At 45.9% G+C, this 20,680-nt stretch carries 16 protein-coding genes and 4 tRNA genes; 10 read left to right on the top strand and 10 right to left on the bottom strand.

The genetic code is table 11. The annotated features are described in order from the left end of the window. Nucleotides 1-412: 412 nt before the first annotated feature. Both EGV92_RS06855 and hemA read right to left on the bottom strand, forming a co-directional pair. Complete coding sequence (locus tag EGV92_RS06855; protein WP_131668479.1) at nt 413-1,567, bottom strand: aminotransferase class V-fold PLP-dependent enzyme; 1,155 nt, start codon at nt 1,565-1,567, stop codon at nt 413-415. Between the two features lie 229 nt (nt 1,568-1,796). Then, entirely contained in the window at nt 1,797-3,206 is a 1,410-nt protein-coding gene (gene hemA / locus EGV92_RS06860; RefSeq protein WP_131668480.1) for a glutamyl-tRNA reductase, read from the bottom strand. 791 nt (nt 3,207-3,997) lie between these two features. Between hemA and EGV92_RS06865 the strand changes: the two genes are divergently transcribed. The 9 genes from EGV92_RS06865 (at nt 3,998) to panD (ending at nt 12,165) form a co-directional block, all read left to right on the top strand. Continuing rightward, nucleotides 3,998-6,097: a tetratricopeptide repeat protein gene (locus EGV92_RS06865; RefSeq protein ID WP_131668481.1), complete on the top strand. Its 2,100-nt coding sequence runs from the start codon at nt 3,998-4,000 to the stop codon at nt 6,095-6,097. A gap of 55 nt (nt 6,098-6,152) precedes the next feature. Beyond that, entirely contained in the window at nt 6,153-6,842 is a 690-nt protein-coding gene (gene lolB / locus EGV92_RS06870; protein ID WP_131668482.1) for a lipoprotein insertase outer membrane protein LolB, read from the top strand. A 34-nt stretch (nt 6,843-6,876) separates the two neighbouring features. After that, nucleotides 6,877-8,037, top strand: a complete 1,161-nt coding sequence (gene ispE / locus EGV92_RS06875; RefSeq protein ID WP_131668483.1) for a 4-(cytidine 5'-diphospho)-2-C-methyl-D-erythritol kinase — start codon at nt 6,877-6,879, stop codon at nt 8,035-8,037. Nucleotides 8,038-8,296: 259 nt separating this feature from the next. Next, nucleotides 8,297-8,372: transfer RNA gene (locus EGV92_RS06880), tRNA-Gln, on the top strand. A 257-nt stretch (nt 8,373-8,629) separates the two neighbouring features. Further along, a tRNA-Gln gene (locus EGV92_RS06885) sits at nt 8,630-8,705 on the top strand. 116 nt (nt 8,706-8,821) lie between these two features. Beyond that, nucleotides 8,822-9,778, top strand: a complete 957-nt coding sequence (locus tag EGV92_RS06890) for a ribose-phosphate pyrophosphokinase (RefSeq protein ID WP_131668484.1) — start codon at nt 8,822-8,824, stop codon at nt 9,776-9,778. Between the two features lie 212 nt (nt 9,779-9,990). Further along, nucleotides 9,991-10,689, top strand: coding sequence for a 50S ribosomal protein L25/general stress protein Ctc (locus EGV92_RS06895; protein ID WP_131668485.1), 699 nt, complete (start codon nt 9,991-9,993; stop codon nt 10,687-10,689). A 265-nt stretch (nt 10,690-10,954) separates the two neighbouring features. Further along, entirely contained in the window at nt 10,955-11,539 is a 585-nt protein-coding gene (gene pth / locus EGV92_RS06900; RefSeq protein WP_131668486.1) for an aminoacyl-tRNA hydrolase, read from the top strand. A gap of 245 nt (nt 11,540-11,784) precedes the next feature. Then, nucleotides 11,785-12,165 (top strand): aspartate 1-decarboxylase, encoded by a 381-nt coding sequence (gene panD / locus EGV92_RS06905; protein ID WP_131668487.1) that lies wholly within the window; start codon nt 11,785-11,787, stop codon nt 12,163-12,165. 316 nt (nt 12,166-12,481) lie between these two features. Here panD and EGV92_RS06910 read toward each other — a convergent pair whose 3' ends face one another. The 4 genes from EGV92_RS06910 to EGV92_RS06925 all read right to left on the bottom strand — a co-directional run bounded on the left by EGV92_RS06910 (nt 12,482) and on the right by EGV92_RS06925 (nt 14,452). Then, nucleotides 12,482-12,961: a hemerythrin domain-containing protein gene (locus EGV92_RS06910; protein ID WP_207401750.1), complete on the bottom strand. Its 480-nt coding sequence runs from the start codon at nt 12,959-12,961 to the stop codon at nt 12,482-12,484. 317 nt (nt 12,962-13,278) lie between these two features. Continuing rightward, complete coding sequence (locus EGV92_RS06915; protein ID WP_131668488.1) at nt 13,279-13,923, bottom strand: RDD family protein; 645 nt, start codon at nt 13,921-13,923, stop codon at nt 13,279-13,281. A 195-nt stretch (nt 13,924-14,118) separates the two neighbouring features. Further along, nucleotides 14,119-14,195 (bottom strand) — tRNA-Arg (locus EGV92_RS06920). A 167-nt stretch (nt 14,196-14,362) separates the two neighbouring features. Continuing rightward, nucleotides 14,363-14,452 (bottom strand) — tRNA-Ser (locus tag EGV92_RS06925). Between the two features lie 415 nt (nt 14,453-14,867). Between EGV92_RS06925 and EGV92_RS06930 the strand changes: the two genes are divergently transcribed. Next, complete coding sequence (locus tag EGV92_RS06930) at nt 14,868-15,668, top strand: hydroxymethylpyrimidine/phosphomethylpyrimidine kinase (protein ID WP_131668489.1); 801 nt, start codon at nt 14,868-14,870, stop codon at nt 15,666-15,668. Between the two features lie 177 nt (nt 15,669-15,845). Here the strand turns inward: EGV92_RS06930 and EGV92_RS06935 are convergent, their stop codons facing one another. From EGV92_RS06935 to fdhD, 4 genes are all read right to left on the bottom strand, one after another. After that, entirely contained in the window at nt 15,846-16,415 is a 570-nt protein-coding gene (locus EGV92_RS06935; RefSeq protein WP_131668490.1) for a YggT family protein, read from the bottom strand. A gap of 122 nt (nt 16,416-16,537) precedes the next feature. Next, nucleotides 16,538-17,380, bottom strand: coding sequence for a pyrroline-5-carboxylate reductase (gene proC, locus EGV92_RS06940; RefSeq protein ID WP_131668491.1), 843 nt, complete (start codon nt 17,378-17,380; stop codon nt 16,538-16,540). A gap of 435 nt (nt 17,381-17,815) precedes the next feature. Further along, nucleotides 17,816-19,501: a tRNA lysidine(34) synthetase TilS gene (tilS, locus tag EGV92_RS06945; protein WP_131668492.1), complete on the bottom strand. Its 1,686-nt coding sequence runs from the start codon at nt 19,499-19,501 to the stop codon at nt 17,816-17,818. A 192-nt stretch (nt 19,502-19,693) separates the two neighbouring features. After that, nucleotides 19,694-20,680 carry a formate dehydrogenase accessory sulfurtransferase FdhD gene (gene fdhD / locus EGV92_RS06950; RefSeq protein ID WP_242678642.1) on the bottom strand — a complete coding sequence of 329 codons (987 nt, stop codon included), beginning with the start codon at nt 20,678-20,680 and terminating at the stop codon, nt 19,694-19,696.

The following is a 20,680-nucleotide window of genomic DNA, read 5'->3' on the forward strand; positions in this document are numbered from 1 at the left end:
TTAAAACAAAAATAAAAGCCCTGATAGCCTTAATATCGGGGCTTTTTAGACAGTGATGAGAACCGTTAAAACAAAGCACTGCTTTGTTAGGTTTGCAAGAGTAAATCCTTTAAAGAGGATTTACTGATATGCGGCTCAACAGTAGGCGTTCTTTAATGGCTATGGCCGTGCCTCATCCCTCGGCAACAGCATGGGCTAAGTCCCATCTTATAATGTTTTAGCTACCGCTAGTATTCCTGCGAAATCGCCCCTTTTTTTCCCAAAGGAAGGGCTGGGGATGGATTCTCTTACAACAAAAAACGCCCACTTAATCAAGTGAGCGTTTTTATGGGTCTGTTTGCCTGTTTGCTAGTTGCACTAAAACCTTAGCCTACATAGCGCTACCAATCAAAACAGGTGCAGCCTACTTAGCCTACTGAGCATTTACCTTAGTAAATATCTCTTCAAAGCGGCTAACCGCACCATCGATATCTTTTAGCTTATCGATACCAAATAGCCCTAGTCGGAAAGTCTTAAAGCTATCAGGCTCACCGCATTTTAGTGGTACGCCAGCAGCAATTTGCATGCCCGCTTCGGCAAAGGCGCTACCTTTATGCATATCATCACGGTCGGTATAGACCACGACGACACCCGGGGCCTGATAGCCTTCAGCCGCGACACTTTGAATGCCATTGTCTTCTAATAAATCACGGATACGATTGCCAAGCTCCCACTGAGCGCCTTTTAGATTCTCAAAGCCAAACTCTTTGGCCTCAAGCAGCACATCACGGAACTGACGCAGACCGTCGGTTGGCATAGTCGCATGATAAGCATGACCGCCATTTTCAAAGGCACGCATGATGGTGAGCCACTGCTTCAAGTCTAGGCTAAAGCTATCAGACTCTGTTGCCTCAACTTTGGCTACGGCAGCTTCGCTCAACATCGCAAGACCGGCACACGGGGTGCTGCTCCAGCCTTTTTGCGGAGCGCTAATAATGACATCAATACCCAAGTCTTTCATATCTAACCAAATGCAGCCAGAGGCGATACAGTCGATGACCAATAGACCACCAACACTATGCGTAGCTTCCGCTAAAGCCTTGATGTATTCATCCGGTAGAATCATACCAGAAGCGGTCTCAACGTGCGGCGCAAAGACCACGGCAGGCTTTTGCGCTTTGATTTCAGCGACGGCCTTGTCAATCTCAACCGGAGCGAATGGCTCAGGCTGGGCATCACCCTCCACACTACTGTCCTCATGAACGCGGTCGGCAGTTAAGACAGTAGCGCTCTTAGCGATATTGCCTTTTTCTAAGATCTGCGTCCAGCGGTAGCTAAACCAACCATTACGAATAATAAGACACTCTTCACCTTGCGCCAATTGACGGGCAACCGCTTCCATTGCTGACGTCCCTGAACCAGGAACAATAACGACGGCTTCAGCGTTGTAAACGGACTTTAGATTGCTCGATAGATCGTTCATAACCTGCTGAAATACCTTAGACATATGGTTTAAGGCACGGTCGGTATAAACCACTGAATATTCTAATAAGCCGTCAGGGTCAATATCGGTTAGCAAAGCGGTCATAAGAAGCTCCTTTTCACTTTAATAAATAGATTACTGCATGAAGATAAAAAACAATATTGGCTATAATAACAGAGAAATACAAATATCAAGCAAGTGGCAATAATAAATACCAACGGCACAGAATAGGCATATAGCGATTTTATTAGCAATTACTTATTAGAAGCTATATAGACTACAGCTGGCGACATAGCCGCAACCCACGATACCAGTGCTAATATGCGCGCGAAGGCTAGGATTGACGACGATAGGCATCGTCCAAGCTAGCTACGACGAAGTTTAATAGATCGGCATCACCTTCACGAGCAGCCTTACGCATCAGCTTAGAGGGCGGATGAGTGAGCGTCTGCGTCAACTTGCGAGTCAGCTCCGTCATAATCACCTCGGCAGGCTGTTGGCCTTGCTTAAGCGCTCTAAGGGACTCCGCTAAAATTTGCTCAGCATGATTGCTGGCCTGATTACGATATTGCTGAATGTCATTACCCACTTGACGAACTTGGAAACGCCGTTCAATCTCGACCACCAAGTGACTGACCAGCAGCTCAGCATCAACAGCAGCCTGACGTCGCTGCTCGATATTACCCGCAATGACATGTTGTAGATCATCTATTGAATACAGATAGACATCATCTAGGCGGCTAATGGTGGCGTCAATATCGCGAGGTACGGCCAGATCGACCATCAGCATCGGCTGATAGCGGCGTTTCTTTAATGCCGCTCTGATCATCTCTCTATCGATTAAGGTATCCATACTCCCGCTACAGCTACTCACAATATCAGCTTGTGGTAGCAGCGCCGGCAGATCTTGCAAGCTATAGACGAGTACCTCGCGTCCAGGTTGGCGCAGCTCCTCAGCTAATGCCTCTGCCCGCGGTGCGCTACGATTACAGATAATAATTCGACCAATACCTAGCCCAGCAATATGCGTCGCCACCAGACGATTCATCTCACCTGCAGCCACCAGCAATAGCGTACGCTCAGCAGGATCATCAAAGATTTGGGTAACGAGCTTGGCAGCGGCAAACCCTAATGACACTGCCTGAGAGCCGACTTGCGTCTCATTACGAACGCGCTTGGCCGCAGCAAAGACCTGATCAATAATCCAGCTAAACCGTGTGCTCATATGGCCTTGCTCTTGAGCCAGACTCACAGCCTGCTTGATCTGCCCAAGTATCTGCGGCTCCCCTAAAATCATAGAATCCAAGCCTGACGCCACACGTAGCCAATGCGTCAGAGCGTGAGCATCTAGATGGCTATAAAGGTAGGGCTGAATTTGCGCCGAAGCGATACGCTTATAGCTTGCTAGCCAATTAACAATGCGCTCAATATAGCACTGATCACTAATGGTATCGCCCTCATCTAGGGCAGTACTGGGCGATTGAATAAGAGGTCTGGCGTCAATATCTGGACTTACAGATAAGCTACTTGAGACACTAGTCGCTGAAGATTGACGGGTAACGGCCTGTTTGGGCAATAAAGCGTAAATCTCAGTTCTATTGCAGGTGGAGACGATAACCCCACCTTCCGTAAAAGACGTTAACTCACCAATGGCGGTCGTTAGGTCATCCCCCACAAACGCCAAGCGCTCACGCATAGCGACAGGCGCGGTTTTGTGATTGACCCCGATGACCACTAATCTCATTACGAATTAACCATAAAAATAACACGGATAGGCAAAGTGATAATTTTTAAATAGGTGATAACCCAAACTTAATCGCTTTACATAGTGCTAGCGACAAACGTATAAGCGCAAACGCAGCCATTTATTACCCTGACAAGGGCAGCGCAGTACTACAATTGCGAAACTGAAAGCTAGGTTTAATCAGTATTTAAAACGGCTCATTATATCACTGTTACTGCGTTTATTTAACTCGCTAATAATATCGTATGGTTACTGAGCCGTTCTGATGGATTTGCTATCTTTAATCCCAGCAGTAAGCTTGGTAACATGAGTACTATTGTATCGGCTGAACCACAACTTTTATAATGCAATGAAATAAATAGCGAGAAGTCGAGTCGATAAGCTGTTCTTCTCAATCAAGCAAGCGTTCGTGGTAGCGAAGCTATCAATATCGTCATGCACCGTCAAAAGCCGTTAAGCCCACTATTATTGCAGCCCATTATGATAAGGGCATTAGACACCGTCACCGTTTATAGAGACGCTTATAGGTATTCTACAAAAAACACAAGGCTATACAACTTATATCTATATAGCTCAAGATAACAACAAATTGGCAACCCCATTTTAGATAACTACTGGCTATTACAGCCATTCTAGAGCCTATTTATATGAGCATTGCCAATCCTGTTATCTCTTCCTACTATAAGGATATGGACAGTGAGTTTTGATTTTCGCTACATTTTTTGGAACCTACCGCGCCTATGCTTTTTTTAAGATTTAAGTGTCTATATCGTAATCGCGGCTGTACGCTTGTGACTTACTCCACACTGTCTGCCTACATTAATCTTTTTCTGCCTATCTGGCGACAAAGTAAGCGTGCCTTGTTGTTGGCGGCATTTTTGTGCTCCAGCTTGCCCGCTCAGGCCAATATTTTCGATCCACTGCTTCGGGTATTAATCCCTTCATATCAAAGTGATAACAGTAGCAACCAAGCTACTGATAATAGTGATGACGACGGTACAGATGGAGATACTATAGAAGAAGATGGTACAGACGCTGACAGCATAGAAAACAGTGATAACAAGCAAATTAATACTAAAAGTACCGATACTAATGCCGGTACTGAGCAGGTAACTACGACGGACGCTGAAAGCTTAGCGCCTGCTACCGAAACTGAAACTGAAACTGAAACTGAAACTGATAGCCTCATCTATGATCGTCAGCCGATATCCAGTCAAGGGCTGGAATATAACACCAAAAAAAAACAACCTATTAACCATCAACGCCATGCCTCCTCTTTTGTCACACCAGTCAACACTGCCAAGGAGCCAAGCTTATACGCCCTCCTCGACGCTGAATTTGCCATTGATCGCGGTGAGATAGAGCGTGGCATTCAGATATATAAGCAGCAAGCGTTTAGACAGGATGCCACACCTGTCTTTGAGCGGGCGTTGGCACTGTCTCTAAGCTTTGATGATACGCAAAGCTCGCTTCAGTTTGCCACTGATTGGCAACAGCTGCACCCCGATCATGTGCCTGCTTGGTTCTATGTGGCGCATTTGGCTTTAAAAGCCCACGATTACGAGTTAGCAGGTGAGACACTTAACCGAATCTTACGCTATGACCCTCGGGCAGATTTAAGTGAAATACTTATCGGCATTTACCCCATAAAAGAGCAAGACCAACGCGATCTATTAGCGACCCTTCAGCCTCTAGACAGCGCCCATAATGCCTCGTTATCTGTGCTAAAAGCAGGGCTGCTGCTAAAGTTCAACGAGCCTAAGGCCGCCCTTTTGCACGTCGATCAAGCGCTAAAGCTACAAGCCAACAATGTACCGGTGATTACCTTAAAAGCCGATATTCTGCGCAAGCTGGTTAGCCCAGATGAGGTATTGGCTTATATTGAGCAAGCGCGCTTGCGCCTGCCTAATCGTAAAGGCTTGTATCTATACGAGATTCGCTATCGGCTAGAGAATGAGCAAAGCAGATCGGCATGGCAGTTGCTCTTAGAGGCGCATAAACGCTTTAAATACGATGCCGAGATTGCCCTTTTGGCTGCCCTAGTGAGCTTAGATATCGAGGAGTACCAGCAAGCCAACCAATTGCTTAACACCCTTGCCAGTAATCCACAATATCTGGATCAAGCCTACTACTATCTAGGCATTAGCGCCGAGCGTCAGCACCGGTTTAACACTGCCAAAGATTACTTTAATGCGGTCATGCAAGAAGATCTGGTACTGTCTGCGCGCAAAAAAGTTGTGGCATTTGAGCTAATTGATAATAATGTCGATGCCGCTATTGCTACCTTGCGCAAGCTACGTAAGCAGTTTGAAGTATTTGCCCCCGATAGCTATATCATGCAAGCAGATATCTTGCGTCAGCAGGGTTCTGTGGAAAAAGCCCTTGAGCTATTAACGAGAGCCAGTCAACGCTATCCAGATAATGAAGCACTATTATTTGCTCGGGCGCAGTTATTAGACAATCAAGATGACTTTATTGTGAAGCGAACTTTATTAAAGCACTTATTGTCTCTAGATCCCGAAGACCTGACTTACCAGCTTAGCTATGCCGAGCTGCTATTGACCAATGACCCCAACTCCGAACAGGGCTTAGCACTGACTGGCGCTATCATCGACATACCTTATGACGACCCAAGATATAACCGAGAGCACCATCTTGACGCCTTAAATCTTTTGGCCAGTAGCGCCCTTACTAATAAGCAATACGCTAAAGTTATTGACTACCTACGCACGCCTTATCAAGTGCTACCCACCCTACGCTCGGGGGTGTTACTACTGCGTGCCTATCAGGGTCTAGGTAACGAACAAGAGGTCGCAATACTGCTTGAGGACTTACAGCATCGGTTTGCTTTTGGTCAGCAAAATATTGACGATAGCATCCAGCTGTACTAGCCGGTAGTAACACAACAATATTTAAATCGTTTCACCCTTTTATTAAGGATCTAATATGCGCCAATCTTCTCTTTTACAGCCTACTTTTATCGACACCGCTAACAATCGTTATGCTCAGGCTTTAAGGACTTTAGCATTCGTAGCGTTGAGCGCTGCACTAGTCACTGCCTCAGGTTGCCAGTCTATGCACACAAAGACTCAGCCGCTACCCTCTACCACAGCCCCTGCCCCTAGTGCCAACGTATTAACCCCAGCTAAGCTCGATAGCTTTATGATTAGTGGCAAAATCGGTATTACCACCGCTGCGACTGAGCAGCAAGCGGCGCAAGCAGGTAGTGCCTTCTATGCTTGGGGGCAAGAGAACGAGCGCTTTGTTATAGAGCTTATGGGCGCGCTGGGTCTGGGTAAGACCAATATTAGTTATGATGGTCAGACCGCCACTTTGGTGAGTGAGAAGACAGGTACTCTCAGCGCCAATAGCCCTGACGAGCTGCTACAAAAAGCCACAGGCTGGCAAGTGCCCATCTCCCAGCTGCCTTATTGGATATCGGGGCATCCAACTCCGACAGACACTGGGCATCAAGTGGACAACTCAGGACGTTTGGTTGCCGCTATCAATGGCGACTGGACTGCAAGCTTTAGTTACGACGGCGATAAAACCTTGCCAAGTAAAATCTTGGCTCGTCATGATCAAGGTCACAAAGTCGTGATGACTATTATTCACCAAACGCCGCAACCACAATAAAGATGTCATCTTTTGCAGTAAAAACAGGTTAATTATGACTGCTTCATTGCCTATATATCCGTCCGAGCCGCCGACCCTTACTCAGTTTTCACCGGCTAAAATTAATCTGTTTCTCCATATTACGGAAAAAAGAGCAGATGGCTATCACGAGCTTCAGACCGTATTTAGGCTATTGAACTGGGGAGATACGCTGCGCTTTTGGTGCCGTGAATTATTGGCTATAGACCTAAGCAGCTACAGCGTCTCTAGCCGCGCTCAAGACAGCACTTCTCGAAATGGCGGCTCTCAAGGCGACAGCTTGCAAAGTAAGTTGGCTCAGCACATCACAGCTAGCGGTCTTGTTCAGCTGATTGGTGCTGATAGTATCACGCACAATCCTGCGGATAACCTCATCGTAAGAGCTGCTGCGGCGTTACTCAGTTATGTGAGCCGCTTCGGAGATATAGAGCAAAGATCTGAGACCCTCGCTAAGATTGAGATTGCCGTGGAGAAAGTTATCCCTATGGGGGCTGGACTGGGCGGCGGCTCCTCCAATGCAGCAGCGACTCTTATCGCTCTAAATAGCTTATGGCAGCTTGGTCTGTCTCAACAGCAACTGCTGGAGATTGGCGCTAGTATTGGCGCAGACGTGCCAATATTTATTTTGCATCAAGACGCTATTGGTGAAGGCATTGGCGAGCGCTTAACACCAGTCGACTTACCCGCGCAGCGCTATCTGCTATTAATGCCCAAGGCGCATATCAGCACTGCTGAGCTATTCGCTCATCCAAAATTACAGCGTAACTGTCCACCTTTAACAGCAGCTAACATTATTCAAGAGCAGTGCGCTTACCTTTATCAGCTCCTGCCACCTTATCATAATGTCTTCGAGCCTGTCGTTCGTGAGCTATCACGTGCGGTAGATGAGGCGCTTATCTACCTAGAGCAGCTGGCCACTGAGCTAACTACCTTAGCCAATCTGCCATCACAAAGTATCCGCGCCAGAATGACCGGCTCTGGCAGCACAGTTTTATTGCCTCTTCCAAATGACTTATTTGACAGCAGTCTTGCTAGCACCCCAGCTTGCCACGCCTCCAATCTAGACCTTGATGACCATGTAAAGAAGGCAGATTATCCACAGCATCAGCCATTTCAACAGTGGATTGTAAACGCCCCTTGCCCCGCTATCATCGTAGATAGCTTGTATCGTAAATAATTTATATGCCAGCTCATAGCCAAAGATAGCAGTCTTATCATAGTGACTAAGTCATGGTCGTCAAATCATGCTCATCAAGTAGTCAAGTAATTAGCACTAGACAGAATAATCCATACCTCAGTCAAAAACTGACAGTACTCTTAGCCGACTATTATCTTAGACTTATTCAACGAATTGGCTAAAAATCTCCTTAATTGATGTTAATCTGCATAAAACGCTTGCAAATACTATTTTTTAGCTTATAATAGGTCGCCCATAAAGGGGTATAGCCAAGTTGGTAAGGCATCAGGTTTTGATCCTGACATCCGTTGGTTCGAGTCCAGCTACCCCTGCCATATTTTACGCCCTCAAGGCGTTGATGCGGTAAAGTGTCAAGTATTGACATTATTAGGGCTTAAAAGCTTAGTATTATAATATTTTAAGCCGTACTTACCCATCGTCAATTGACAACACAGTCAGTATTTCGGTATAGTTCGCAACGAACGCCGCATTGTCCATCCTTATAGACAATATAAGCTGATAATACTGTGGAAGATTCCACCTGATTCTAAAAGTTAATAGATGACGGTAGAAAAATAGGTTCTCTAGTTACAGGGGTATAGCCAAGTTGGTAAGGCATCAGGTTTTGATCCTGACATCCGTTGGTTCGAGTCCAGCTACCCCTGCCATTTTTATGGCACAGCCTAATTTATTAACCTCACCTTATACATTACTCTTTTCTTATTTTGAGCAGTTTGTCACTGCTTAGTGGTCGCTGCTTGAGTCAATTGATAGGACTTCAGTCATGCCTTATTTGGCAATTTTTACGGGAAACGCCCATCCCGAATTAGCAAAAACCGTAGCCGATCACCTGCACATCCCCCTTGGTAAAGCTGACGTCACTCGCTTCTCAGATGGCGAGATTGCCGTCGAAATCAAAGAACACGTCCGTGGTAAAGATGTCTTTATCTTGCAGCCTACCTGTGCTCCGACCAATGATAACCTGATGGAAATCATGGTTATGGCCGATGCTCTACGTCGATCGAGCGCTGGTCGTATCACTGCGGTAATGCCTTACTTTGGTTATGCCCGTCAAGATCGCCGCCCGCGTTCAGCTCGTGTTCCCATCTCTGCCAAAGTCGTCGCCGATATGCTAAATATTGTCAGCATTGACCGCGTTATGACCGTAGACTTGCACTCAGACCAGATCCAAGGCTTCTTTGATATTCCAGTTGATAACATTTATGGCACGCCGGTCTTATTAAAGGACTTGCAGCAGCAAGGTTATGACAACCTTATGGTGGTCTCGCCTGATGTTGGCGGTGTCGTCCGTGCCCGTGCGATGGCAAAACAGCTTGGCGATACCGATTTGGCAATTATCGACAAGCGCCGCGCCCGTGCTAATGAATCGCAAGTTATGCACATCATCGGTGATGTCCGTGATCGTGACTGCGTCATCGTTGACGATATGGTCGATACTGCAGGTACACTTTGTAAAGCTGCTCAAGCCCTAAAAGACAATGGCGCACGCCGCGTCTTAGGTTACATCACTCACCCTGTATTATCTGGCAATGCGCTTAAAAATATTACTGATTCTGCCATTGATGAGATTGTCGTCACCGATACCATTCCATTGACCCCTGCTGCCAAAGCTTGTGGCAAGATTCGTCAGGTGACCATAGCGCCGATGCTCGCAGAGAGCTTGCGCCGAATCAACAATGAAGAGTCTATCAGTGCGATGTTTGAATATATCAGTCAGTAAGCCCTAATCAGATATCTCGACTATACAAAACCGCCTCTTTAAGATTGGCGGTTTTTTAGTTGTAACGTCAGACTGGATTTTACGGCTTGATAGGCGTATAATACGCCCTCTCCTTTTATGCCAAAAATATCAGGATTATCGATGTCTATATAGCCACGTTGGTCGCAAGCGTGCTATTGCAGCATCACTCATCAATTATTAAGGATACTCTTATGAGTAACATTCTATACACTGTTCAGGGTATCGCCCGTTCAGAAGAACAGCAGGGCAAAGGTGCGAGCCGCCGCCTGCGTAAGCAAAACCTAGTACCAGCCATCATCTATGGCGGTAATGAAGAGCCAACCGCGTTTTCTATTCGTATGAATGAAATCGTAAAACTGCTTGAAAACGAAGCGTTCTTCTCAAACATCTTGACGATTAATGTCGATGGTGAAGAGCATCAAGCCGTTATCAAAGACCTTCAGCGTCATCCAGCTAAAGGCTTCCCAATGCATGCTGACTTCCAACGCATTGTTAAAGGTCAGAAGATTCATATGAACGTTCCTGTACATTTCACAGGTCGTGAAGATGCTCCAGGTACTAAAGAAGGTGGTGTTCTTTCTACCTTGGTATCAGATATCGAGATCATCTGCTTACCAGCACAGCTTCCAGAATACCTCGAAATCGATGTGTCTGGCATGTCAATCGGTGACTCTTACCACTTATCAGATCTTAACCTGCCTGAAGGCGTGGTTATCTATGAGCTTGAGCTTGAAGACGGTACTGACCGTACCATCGTCAACATGCAGCCACCAACTGTTGAAGAAGTGGACGAAGACACCGAAGACAACGTTGATGCTGATGAAGTACCAGCTACTGAGCAAGGTGGCGAAGGCGCTGACGACAATGATGGCGACGATAGCGAAGAATAAGCCGGAGCTTATTTAATAATTAACGAACATTACATCCCGATAATTTCAAAAATAAAGGCATTTTATATGCCTTTATTTTTATCTATAATTTGGCTCTGATTAGTATTTTTTGTATGGTATTGAATACTCTAGAACAATTCTAATCAGAGCCTAACTATCACTGAAACAGTCCCAAGGTTATCTTCAGTGCGTCTCACCTTAATAGGGATGACGATAACCGCTGGTATATGCCGTCATCTAAAACCTCCGCTACAGTGAGAATCATATGACCCCTCTTAAGCTTATCGTCGGACTGGGCAACCCAGGTCAGCAATATGTCCAGACTCGGCACAATGCAGGGTTTTGGTTTGTGGCTCGTCTGGCAGAAGATTTTGGCATCACCTTAGCAGCTGAAAAAAAGTTCCATGGCGTTACGGGCCGTGGCCAAATTTATGGTCAGGATGTCCGTTTGTTACTGCCTACCACCTTTATGAATAAATCAGGGCAGTCTGTGGTGCCGATGGTCAATTTTTATGGCATAGATAATGCTGAGATTCTGATTGCACACGACGAGCTAGACATTCCTGCTGGCAGTATTAAACTAAAGACAGCAGGTGGTCATGGCGGTCATAATGGCCTTCGCGACATTACCCCACACCTTGGCAGTGACTTCCATCGCTTGCGAATTGGCATTGGTCATCCCGGTCACAAGTCTAAAGTCAGTGCTCATGTGTTATCCAAGCCTAGCATGGATGAGCAAATTGCTATCGAGGCAGCGTTAGACGCCGCCGTCGATGCGGCGCAGCTGTTAGTCAGCGGCGATATTGAGAAGGCAAGGCAGCACATCAATAGCTTTAAACTATCCGATTAGTGCTCAGCTTCGCTACAGATATAAGGTTTACTGGCTTTGCGTAGAGGATTTTAATCCGTTAATCTGAACGCGATACCCTACTCCCTTTAAAAGTATATTCTCTACCCCTATATACCATGACATCTTTACATGTTTAGACCTATTGTTTCATCGTAGCTGAAGGTCGGTCTAGCAGCAATCTGTCATATCTTTTATGACAGCTTAAATTTTACTTTATTATTGCGTTCACCATCGAGGAATCGCTTATGTTACTCACTCTGCTTAAATGCAAATTACACCGCGCTCGTGTGACCCATGCTGACCTCCACTACGAAGGCTCATGTGGCATCGATAGTGATTTGCTCGATTTGGCTGGCCTTCGTGAAAACGAATCTATCGATATCTATAATGTCACCAATGGTAAGCGCTTTCGTACTTACGTTATCCGCGCAGAAGCCGGCTCTGGTATTATCTCCTTAAATGGCGCTGCTGCCCATATGGCCGACCTAGGCGACATCGTGATCATCTGTGCTTATGCGCAGATGGATGAGGCCGAGGCCGACCAGCATTTACCGAAACTTGTCTATTGCGATGAGAATAATGCGGTTAAAGACACGGCGAATATCATTCCTGTTCAAGTCGCTTAAAGCTTAGCTTTCATCTGGGTTTAAATGTCGCTTGCCGAGTTGGCTGGCGGATATCAGATGTAATTAAGATTTTGCTGGTCACGTTACTTTGCCTAGAATGTAAATTTAGTACGCTGCGCTGTTAGCTATCATGGCGGGTTGTATGAGCGTCGGCTAACGTTAATTAAAACGCTAAATTAAGCAATCACCATAAAGAAGCCGCTTACTATTAATAAGCGGCTTCTTTATGAGTAAAGGGCTATCCACGCATCAAAAGTCGTAGAGAAGCTCAGCAATAGCCCTAGTGTGCGATACACGACTGAGTATTAGCCGTTATCTAGTCTGCTGCATGTCTTTTTTCATACTCGTCATGCTCGACCTGATAAAGAGCGCCTAAGCGCTGCTGTAGATCATCATCTAATATCTTTCGCGCTTGCTTAAAAAATTCATTCTCTTCTTCGCGCAGATGGTGACGAACCTTCTCAATCAGATCCGCACAGGTCGTCTCCCATGTCTCTTGGCTGATACGCCCATCTTCCATAGTCTCAATCATCTCGTCAATCTCGTGATGCTCAGTAATGGCATGACGAGATAAATCTAACCCCTCATCGTGCTGCATTACTGGAATGTACAGATGACGCTCTTCTGCAGTCTCATGAGCACTTAGCTCAAGCTTTAAGCGTTTAAATATAGCTTTACGCTTACTAAAGTCACTTTCACTCTCTAGCTGGTCACACCACTTACGCTGAACTTCATGCTGCTCTATTAAGGCGGCAAAAATGTCTTTGTCTAAATCAACGCTAATTTGATCGCTCATAAGCTACTGCTCCAAATAATTCAAGTTTAATCTTATCTTGTAAAGCCCTACTATACCGAGTTGTAGCCTCATCAGTGTCGACGTTTACTAGCGAATTTGTATGAGAGTGTGAGTGTTGCAAGTTATTCTTATTTAAAGAAATTCAATAGCCCTTATTGATTGATTACCGGCTGCTTTTAATTGGCCACTGACTCTAAATTAAAAACACTATAATCTTCAGTGAATTTCACAGCACATATGGTAGCCCACTCCCCATCGGCGCTAAAGACACTGACAGGTTGTGAGCTGCTCGAACTAGTTGAAAAGTTGTCCTAGCGTTATGACTTAGATTTACGGTTTTTAAAGGACTGCCATAGCCCTTCATGCTGCACTTTAGGCACTTTTAGGGTAAAGGTATCTGAAAGCATGTCATGAACGGCCAGACCACGGCGATTAAATAGGCAAAATACATAATTAAATATTAAGCCAAAAATTGCACTGGCTAAGATCGCTGCTCTCGTTCCGTGGATCAACCAGCCAATCACTCCGCATAACACGGGCACAATACACGCCGCCAAGATACGCTTAATCGCCTGAATCCATGTCAGATAATGACCCGTAGCACTGACCGTCTTGAGTCGCCATGTCTGCATACCTAGGGTCTGACCACCGCGGCGCCAGAATATACCGTAAAAGCCAATCAAAGTTAGAATAAAGGCAGGCGTTAATACCAAATTTTGATACCAACTGGGTAATGAACGCGCTTGATCAGACGTAGTGCCCGTCTCCATCGTGAGCATAGTACCTAGCACAGTCAGTACAGTACCAACTAGAAATAGTAACGCTAATATCAGCATACCATCATAGACAATCGCGACGACACGTACCCCTGGCTTGGCGATAATGGGCTGCTCCGAGCTGCTTGAGGCCGCTGCCTTCTTAGACATGGCTTTAATTGAAGACTTTGAAGAAATTTTTGACATGATTAGGGCAAGATAAAAAAGATGATGCTATTGTACCGCAATGAATAGCGTCACAGGGGTATTTGACGACTTTAGAAAAACACAGACACAAAAAAATCGCCTTAAGTCATTTGACTGGCGATTACTTTTATCATCTATATTTTTTATAGCATTTAGCTAATAAAAACTGCAAGCTAACAAATAGAATGTGTTAAATGGTGCGCCTGGAGAGATTCGAACTCCCGACCCCTTAGTTCGTAGCCAAGTGCTCTATCCAGCTGAGCTACAGGCGCATTTAACATCTTACTTATTGAGCTTATCATTATGACGCACTGCGTCTTAACGAGGTGGTTATTATAGTGAATATATTCACTAAGTCAACCATTTAATGACAAATTATTTAATATTTATTTGCAGCAATACTGGCAGCTATTAAACTATCATATATTACGCTAATAAATGGCGGTGAAGGAGGGATTCGAACCCTCGATACGCGTTAACGTATACACCCTTAGCAGGGGTGCGGTTTCAGCCACTCACCCACTTCACCAATATAACAGGTCACTCACAGCATTGTTTATGGTTCATCCTATGCTGTGGGCGTGTATTATAGCAAAGCAAAGTTAAATTGCAAGCACTGACTGCGCTTTTATTTAACCCACCCTATCATAAACCGCTAATTTAGAGGATTTATGGCTTAATTATGGTGATTAATCTACGACAGATGGTATTAAACAAAGCTTGGGGTTAATGTTTCAGATTTCTAATTGAGTTACTTATAATAAGAAAATTATAGTCAATCCTAATCCACGCTAGTAAGCTCCGGACCACTGCGATAATTTTAGATCAGCAGGTATGATAGACTTAATGCAGGTGCTGACTTATGCCTGTGACTCAATACCGAATCTTGAGTAGGTTGACTATATATCATCAATGATTAAACGCTAACAAAGTGAGGTGTGGCTATGCGAGCTGTGGTGTTATGTTTTTCTGGATTAGATCCTTCTGGTGGCGCAGGATTGCAGGCCGATATTGAAGCTATCGGCAGTAGCGGTGCTCATGCAGCAGTAGCTTGCAGCGCGATTACCATCCAAAGCTCGCAGCAGGTCTTTGGCTTTGAAGCAAGCTCAGCGTCGTTAGTTCGAGATCAAGCGTTAGCAGTGCTAAACGATTTGCCAGTAGCCGCTATCAAATCTGGTATGCTAGGTACTACCGATAACATTGCGATGCTAGCCTCTTTATTTAAAGATGGCGCTATCGCTGCCAATACCCCATTTGTGCTAGATCCAGTATTGGTCGCCAATAGCGGTGGCAGCTTAGGTGATGAGGCCACTTTGGTGACTGCATTCGCTGATTTAATCCCTTACGCCACCCTACTAACTCCGAATACGCATGAACTAAGGGCGTTGTCGGGACAACAAGATCTGCATGAAGGGGCAAAAAAACTATGCGCGCAAGGGGCAAAGGCAGTATTAGTTAAGACCTCTCATGACTTTGATAGCGGTGACATCGATCAATACCTATACGTCGAGGGTGAGATGGTTCATCATAGTATCCTCCCAAGACTAGAGGGTGAGTTCCATGGTTCAGGCTGCTCTCTAGCCAGCTATATCGCTGGACGACTGGCGCAAGGCGATGCTCTAATCGATGCGATTAAAGCGGCGGATAACTGGATGCAGACCATTTTAGCTGCTGCTGACCAGCCGCATTCCCAAGAGGCTAATTCTCAGCTTATTCCTAATCGCTTCGCTGATCGCCAGCCTTAATTTATACGCTCTAGCAGCTCTGGAGACCATACTGTAGACGGGTGACCAGTAAAATCTACAATGGTTTCACAAGCCTTAGACTCCAGTGGTAAATAGAGCAAAAAAAAGACAGCCCCAAAAGCTGTCTTTTTTATTAGTACATTGTTAATAATAAACTTATTATCAAGACCTTATTAACTAGCCTAGCATCGGCATGATATTGACCGCCAATTTGCTGACAAATAGCTCAATCAGATAAAAGGCAAAGAACGCCACCATGGGTGATAGATCAAGCATACCTAAATTCGGCGTAATACGGCGAAATGGCGCAAGAATCGGCTCAGCTAGGCGCATAATCAGACCGAGTATAGGGTGCATTGAGTTGGTTAATACCACAATCCAGCTCACAATGATGGAGCCTATCACTAAATAGCGACACATGCGCAAAAAATCGAGGATAAGGCTGAGCGAGCCCATGAAGAATAGCTGAATCGGAGCCATACCATGATGCGCTAGAGCAGACTTACCAGAGATGTCAATCAAGCGGATCAAGAACATTAAGACGATAGCAGCAATACTAATGCGGCCTTGGGCAACGGTAGGAAAGATTCGGCTAAATACATCAACGACCCCAGTGGCTTTATAGGCTGGCATCGCTATAGGATCTCGGGCATCTATACCCGCAAATTGCAGCATAAAACGGATAAAGATCAACAACATCGCAATGGTGGTGACCAAGTCAAATAATGGCAATAACACGTCATTCATGGAAACGCTACTCAACTTAATATAGGGAATCAAACATCATATTGAGGTCGGGATGACCAAGGCGTTTAGCGGTGTTAAAAGACGGCTAAACGCTTATCTCGAACTAATAGAGAGCCAATAAGCTACTGGTTCATCTCACTACTGATGGCTTGACTGCGCTCATAGCACGCCTGCATAGCCTGCTTAATATGCTCGCCGATCTCGCTGCTCTGCATTGATTCAATAGCCGCTTGCGTCGTGCCATTGGGCGAGGTGACTTTGCGGCGTAGCTCTGCAGGTGGCTCATCACTAGCAATGCTCATCTGTGCTGCACCTAGAGCGGTTTGCATGGCTAATGCTGCTGCCTGCTTACGCTCAAGACCTAGCGCAACGCCGCCATCAATTATCGATTCGATAAAGTAAAAGAAGTAAGCAGGTGCTGATCCAGAGACCGCAGTTACCGCGTGTAGCTGCGCCTCTTCCTCAACCCACATAACCAGACCAGAGGCGGCCATCACCTCATAAGCAAGCTGGCGCTGCTCCTCAGTAATAGCTTCACTAGCAAATAAGCCGGTAGCCCCCATCTGAATCATCGCTGGTGTATTAGGCATAGCCCGAACGATAGTGCGATAGCCTTGTAGCATCTGCGACAGACTGTCAGTCGATAGTCCTGCCGCTACCGACATCACCAGCTGCTGCTCCAATACCTCAGCGAAGTCTGGAATCACCTTACTCATGACTTGTGGCTTCACGGCTAGCATTACCACATCTGCCGACTGAACGGCTTGCTTGGCTGCTGCCATGTCCTGTGTAGGATCGATGCTAGTAATATCTTTTTTGGCCAGCTGCGCTCTAATCTCCGCACTAGGATCAGAGACGGTAATATTACCGGCTTCAACACTGCGACCAAGCAATCCACTGATCAAAGCTTGGGCCATATTGCCACCACCAATGAAAATAATTTTTTTATTATCCAATAGACTCATAAGTGAATACTCCTTAATAACTGATCGGCCTAATAGCCTAACTTTTTAGCTTGCCGATGGCGTCTCATTTGCCCACTATCTTATCGCGATATATTACTTCATTACTCCGCTAAGACATCGTCTAACCATAGTGATATAAATAAGTGACAGGAGGATAAGACTTCAAAGCAAAGCTGCAAATCCACTCACAAAAACCTTCTCAGCCAAAACCGTCAATCTTCGTAAACCAGTCAACTCTTTTGATCGGTTAGCGTGATCAGCGGTAGCTATAAATACAAAGCTATGGCGCTAAATCGTAATTATAAAATGACGCTTAGTGTATCACATCAACTTTACTACGGTCAGTCTTTCGCACGGCACTACCACGGCTCAAAGCCAATGACCAATCGCTAGTACTAAGGTTTATAGAGTTGTGATTCATAAAGATTATGCAGGTTAGTGCAGATTATGCCTAAGGCGCATGACAGGATGATGATGTGATAGCCACGATTGAATAACCGCAGTCTGCGAGCTTTGGAGGACCGTAACCCCTGTCATACTTAGAATAAACAGCGGTGTTCTATGCGGCAGTACCCTGCTAGTAGCTGCTTGGTCATCTGCTTGCTTGTAAATAAGAGAACATAGTATGACTGATCCGCGCATAAACTGCGGCAGTTGCAAGGCTTGTAGTAGCTTCTTACCAGACTTACTCCCGATACGACCGGCTAGTCTCAGTGGCAGATCACGTGGCAAAGGTTCAAACTGTAAAGCCAAATTATCAGAGTTAGTATCCGCCAAACTTACTAACAAATTCGCAGTTAGCTCTGATAAGTGCTGTAGCTGCCAGCTGAAAGCATGATGACTGTGCTTTAACTCACAATACTTGGACGACCCACCATCAAGTAGCCACTGCTTGAGTAGCTTTTTATTAAATAACATATCTCTGAGCAAAAGCTCTTGGCTCCGCGGCGGCGACGCTAACCAAGCAGACCAGTCTGAGCGCAGTCGAAACAAGCGCTGCCGATAACGGCGAATCTCATAGCCATGCTGACTATTATCAGGGGCGCTTTGCCAGTGCAGGCAAGTCTGGTGATCATTATCTTGTCTCAAGCAAAGCTCTAGCACATCATCAACCAGACGCTTGGGCGGCGGCAAATCCGTCGCCTTAGGGCTTAACCAATAGTGAATTAGAGCAGACTGCCGAGCAGCGGGTAAGTCGAGTACCAGATTAATATCTAAAATGGACTGGAGGTGGGCAAGCTCCGCGGTCAATTGCCATTGCCGACTGCGGTCACTATCTTGGTAAAGACAGGTTGTTAAATCATCCTGGGCTTGCGCCATTACAATGCTATTGGCGTCGCTTAGAAGTTGGCTACTTCGAGCAATAGCCGAGCTTACTTGGGGAAATCGCGCCTGAATCTGCGGCATAATGACGCTACGCAGCCACGCTCTATCATTGAGCGCCTCCAAGCCCAGCGGCGACTTAAACGCAAGATCATCATGTTTACTAGGTGACGCTGGCATCTCGTTAGTAGGGTCATCGATATAATCGAGACAAACGCCCTGAGCATAGTCGGTAATTTGAGCTCGGCTAACCGGCAACCATGGCCGCCAAAGATGGATAGTTTTTGCCTTTTGCGCTTTGTTACGACAAGTCTTATCTGACCACTCTTGCATACCCGAAAGACCATTGACGCCTGCCCCGTTAAACAGCCGCATCAGGACAGTCTCTACCTGATCATTACGATGATGCGCCAGTATTAGCACGTCGCCAATATTCATCACCTGCATCAGCGCATCGTATCGCGCCTGCCGTGCTGCTTGCTCATCACTTCCCTGCACTCGGGCTGGTAGGATCTGGCATGACATACCATGCTCCTCTGCCCAAGCTTGCACCTGCTTGGCCCACGCATCATTAGCGGCCTGCAGACCGTGGTTAACGTGTAACAGCTGCGGTAAAAATGGCAATTTGCCTTGATGATAAAGTTGCAGACATATAGCAGCAAGACTTAAAGAGTCTCGACCACCACTACAGGCTAGCCAGACTCGACGACCATTTAACACTGCCGCATGTTGAGCAAAGCTTGACAGGAGAGTAGCAATTAAGGGTTGAGCAACATCATGAGAAGATTCAGAGACCATAATAGTAGAGGGCTATAAAGAATGCAGGGTTATAATGCCTGATTGAGCGCAAAATAGAAACCAGCAGCGGTTTTAGCTAGAGAATCTACAACAAGACCAGTCAAATTCTAACACTAATCATCAATACCGTTTTAGAACATTAAAAAAACAACAGTAGGGAGCGAAAAGCGCGTTATTGTGCTCACTATGCCATTAATTATTATCTAAATCACCAGTAGACGGCTGCGAGTAACCTGAATAGTAAGTCACCCGGTTATCTCGTAAAAATCCTGCTAAACCAAGCCCATAACGCTCCGCTGTGCGTACCGCGGTACTGGTCGGTGCAGACATACCAACGAGCCACGGAATCTGCGCTCGAATGACCTTTTGTACCAGCTCAATAGACAAGCGTGAGGTCATAACCACATAATTTAGCTCAGCTTTTTGGCGAACCTGCCAGCCGATAAGCTTATCCAAGGCATTGTGCCGACCCACATCTTCAAATAGCAGTAGCTCGCCATTAAAGTCAGCCGCAGCAGCATGAATAGCACCTGTCAGAAGATGGCCCTGCTGCGCCGTACTGATTTGCTGACGCAAAAATAATAGCTCATTGAGAGTGGGTGCAGGTTTGGGGGTTTGCTGATAAGCGCTTAAGTTTGGCAAAGCTTGCGCCAATCCAGTAATACCGCACATACCGCAGCCAGTACGCCCGGCAAGCTGGCGCTTCTGGGCTTGAATACGCTGGTGACAGCGCTGATTGAGTACCAGATTTACCAAATATACATCGTAATCTAGCAGCTGATCTGACAGCGCCAGTGCCTCTTTGGAGGTCATATTAGCGCTTACTAGACTATCTACTAGCCTTGGTCGATTGGTTAAAGCTATCACCTCCCAGTCTAATAGATCACTACCTTGACGGATTAGCCCTTCACTAAATAAGAAGCCTATGGCCAAGTATTCTAGCTGATCAGGTGTCGCCATCAGCACCGCATAGTGTATGCCATTAATAACAATAGCAATTGCAGCCTCCGTCGCTAAAGTCGCCGACTGCTGCACTAAGCCAGACTGCTGTGTCGATATTTGCTTGTGCTGCTGCGCATTATGTTGCCTTGTGATGGACGTCGATAATGCCCCCTCTACTTCCTGTAAAGGGGCCGTTCTCTTAAGATTGATCATAATTTTTGCAGATAGCAGTGCCAT

Source organism: Psychrobacter pygoscelis, assembly GCF_004335015.1.
Lineage (GTDB): Bacteria > Pseudomonadota > Gammaproteobacteria > Pseudomonadales > Moraxellaceae > Psychrobacter > Psychrobacter pygoscelis.

What these genes read in the sequence shown, in the direction of transcription:
- EGV92_RS06855 (WP_131668479.1), bottom strand. Translation starts at nt 1,567, where the DNA reads ATGACCGCTTTGCTAACCGATATTGACCCTGACGGCTTATTAGAATAT.
- hemA (WP_131668480.1), bottom strand. Translation starts at nt 3,206, where the DNA reads ATGAGATTAGTGGTCATCGGGGTCAATCACAAAACCGCGCCTGTCGCT.
- lolB (WP_131668482.1), top strand. Translation starts at nt 6,153, where the DNA reads ATGCGCCAATCTTCTCTTTTACAGCCTACTTTTATCGACACCGCTAAC.
- ispE (WP_131668483.1), top strand. Translation starts at nt 6,877, where the DNA reads ATGACTGCTTCATTGCCTATATATCCGTCCGAGCCGCCGACCCTTACT.
- EGV92_RS06890 (WP_131668484.1), top strand. Translation starts at nt 8,822, where the DNA reads ATGCCTTATTTGGCAATTTTTACGGGAAACGCCCATCCCGAATTAGCA.
- EGV92_RS06895 (WP_131668485.1), top strand. Translation starts at nt 9,991, where the DNA reads ATGAGTAACATTCTATACACTGTTCAGGGTATCGCCCGTTCAGAAGAA.
- pth (WP_131668486.1), top strand. Translation starts at nt 10,955, where the DNA reads ATGACCCCTCTTAAGCTTATCGTCGGACTGGGCAACCCAGGTCAGCAA.
- panD (WP_131668487.1), top strand. Translation starts at nt 11,785, where the DNA reads ATGTTACTCACTCTGCTTAAATGCAAATTACACCGCGCTCGTGTGACC.
- EGV92_RS06910 (WP_207401750.1), bottom strand. Translation starts at nt 12,961, where the DNA reads ATGAGCGATCAAATTAGCGTTGATTTAGACAAAGACATTTTTGCCGCC.
- EGV92_RS06915 (WP_131668488.1), bottom strand. Translation starts at nt 13,923, where the DNA reads ATGTCAAAAATTTCTTCAAAGTCTTCAATTAAAGCCATGTCTAAGAAG.
- EGV92_RS06930 (WP_131668489.1), top strand. Translation starts at nt 14,868, where the DNA reads ATGCGAGCTGTGGTGTTATGTTTTTCTGGATTAGATCCTTCTGGTGGC.
- EGV92_RS06935 (WP_131668490.1), bottom strand. Translation starts at nt 16,415, where the DNA reads ATGAATGACGTGTTATTGCCATTATTTGACTTGGTCACCACCATTGCG.
- proC (WP_131668491.1), bottom strand. Translation starts at nt 17,380, where the DNA reads ATGAGTCTATTGGATAATAAAAAAATTATTTTCATTGGTGGTGGCAAT.
- tilS (WP_131668492.1), bottom strand. Translation starts at nt 19,501, where the DNA reads ATGGTCTCTGAATCTTCTCATGATGTTGCTCAACCCTTAATTGCTACT.
- fdhD (WP_242678642.1), bottom strand. Translation starts at nt 20,680, where the DNA reads ATGGCACTGCTATCTGCAAAAATTATGATCAATCTTAAGAGAACGGCC.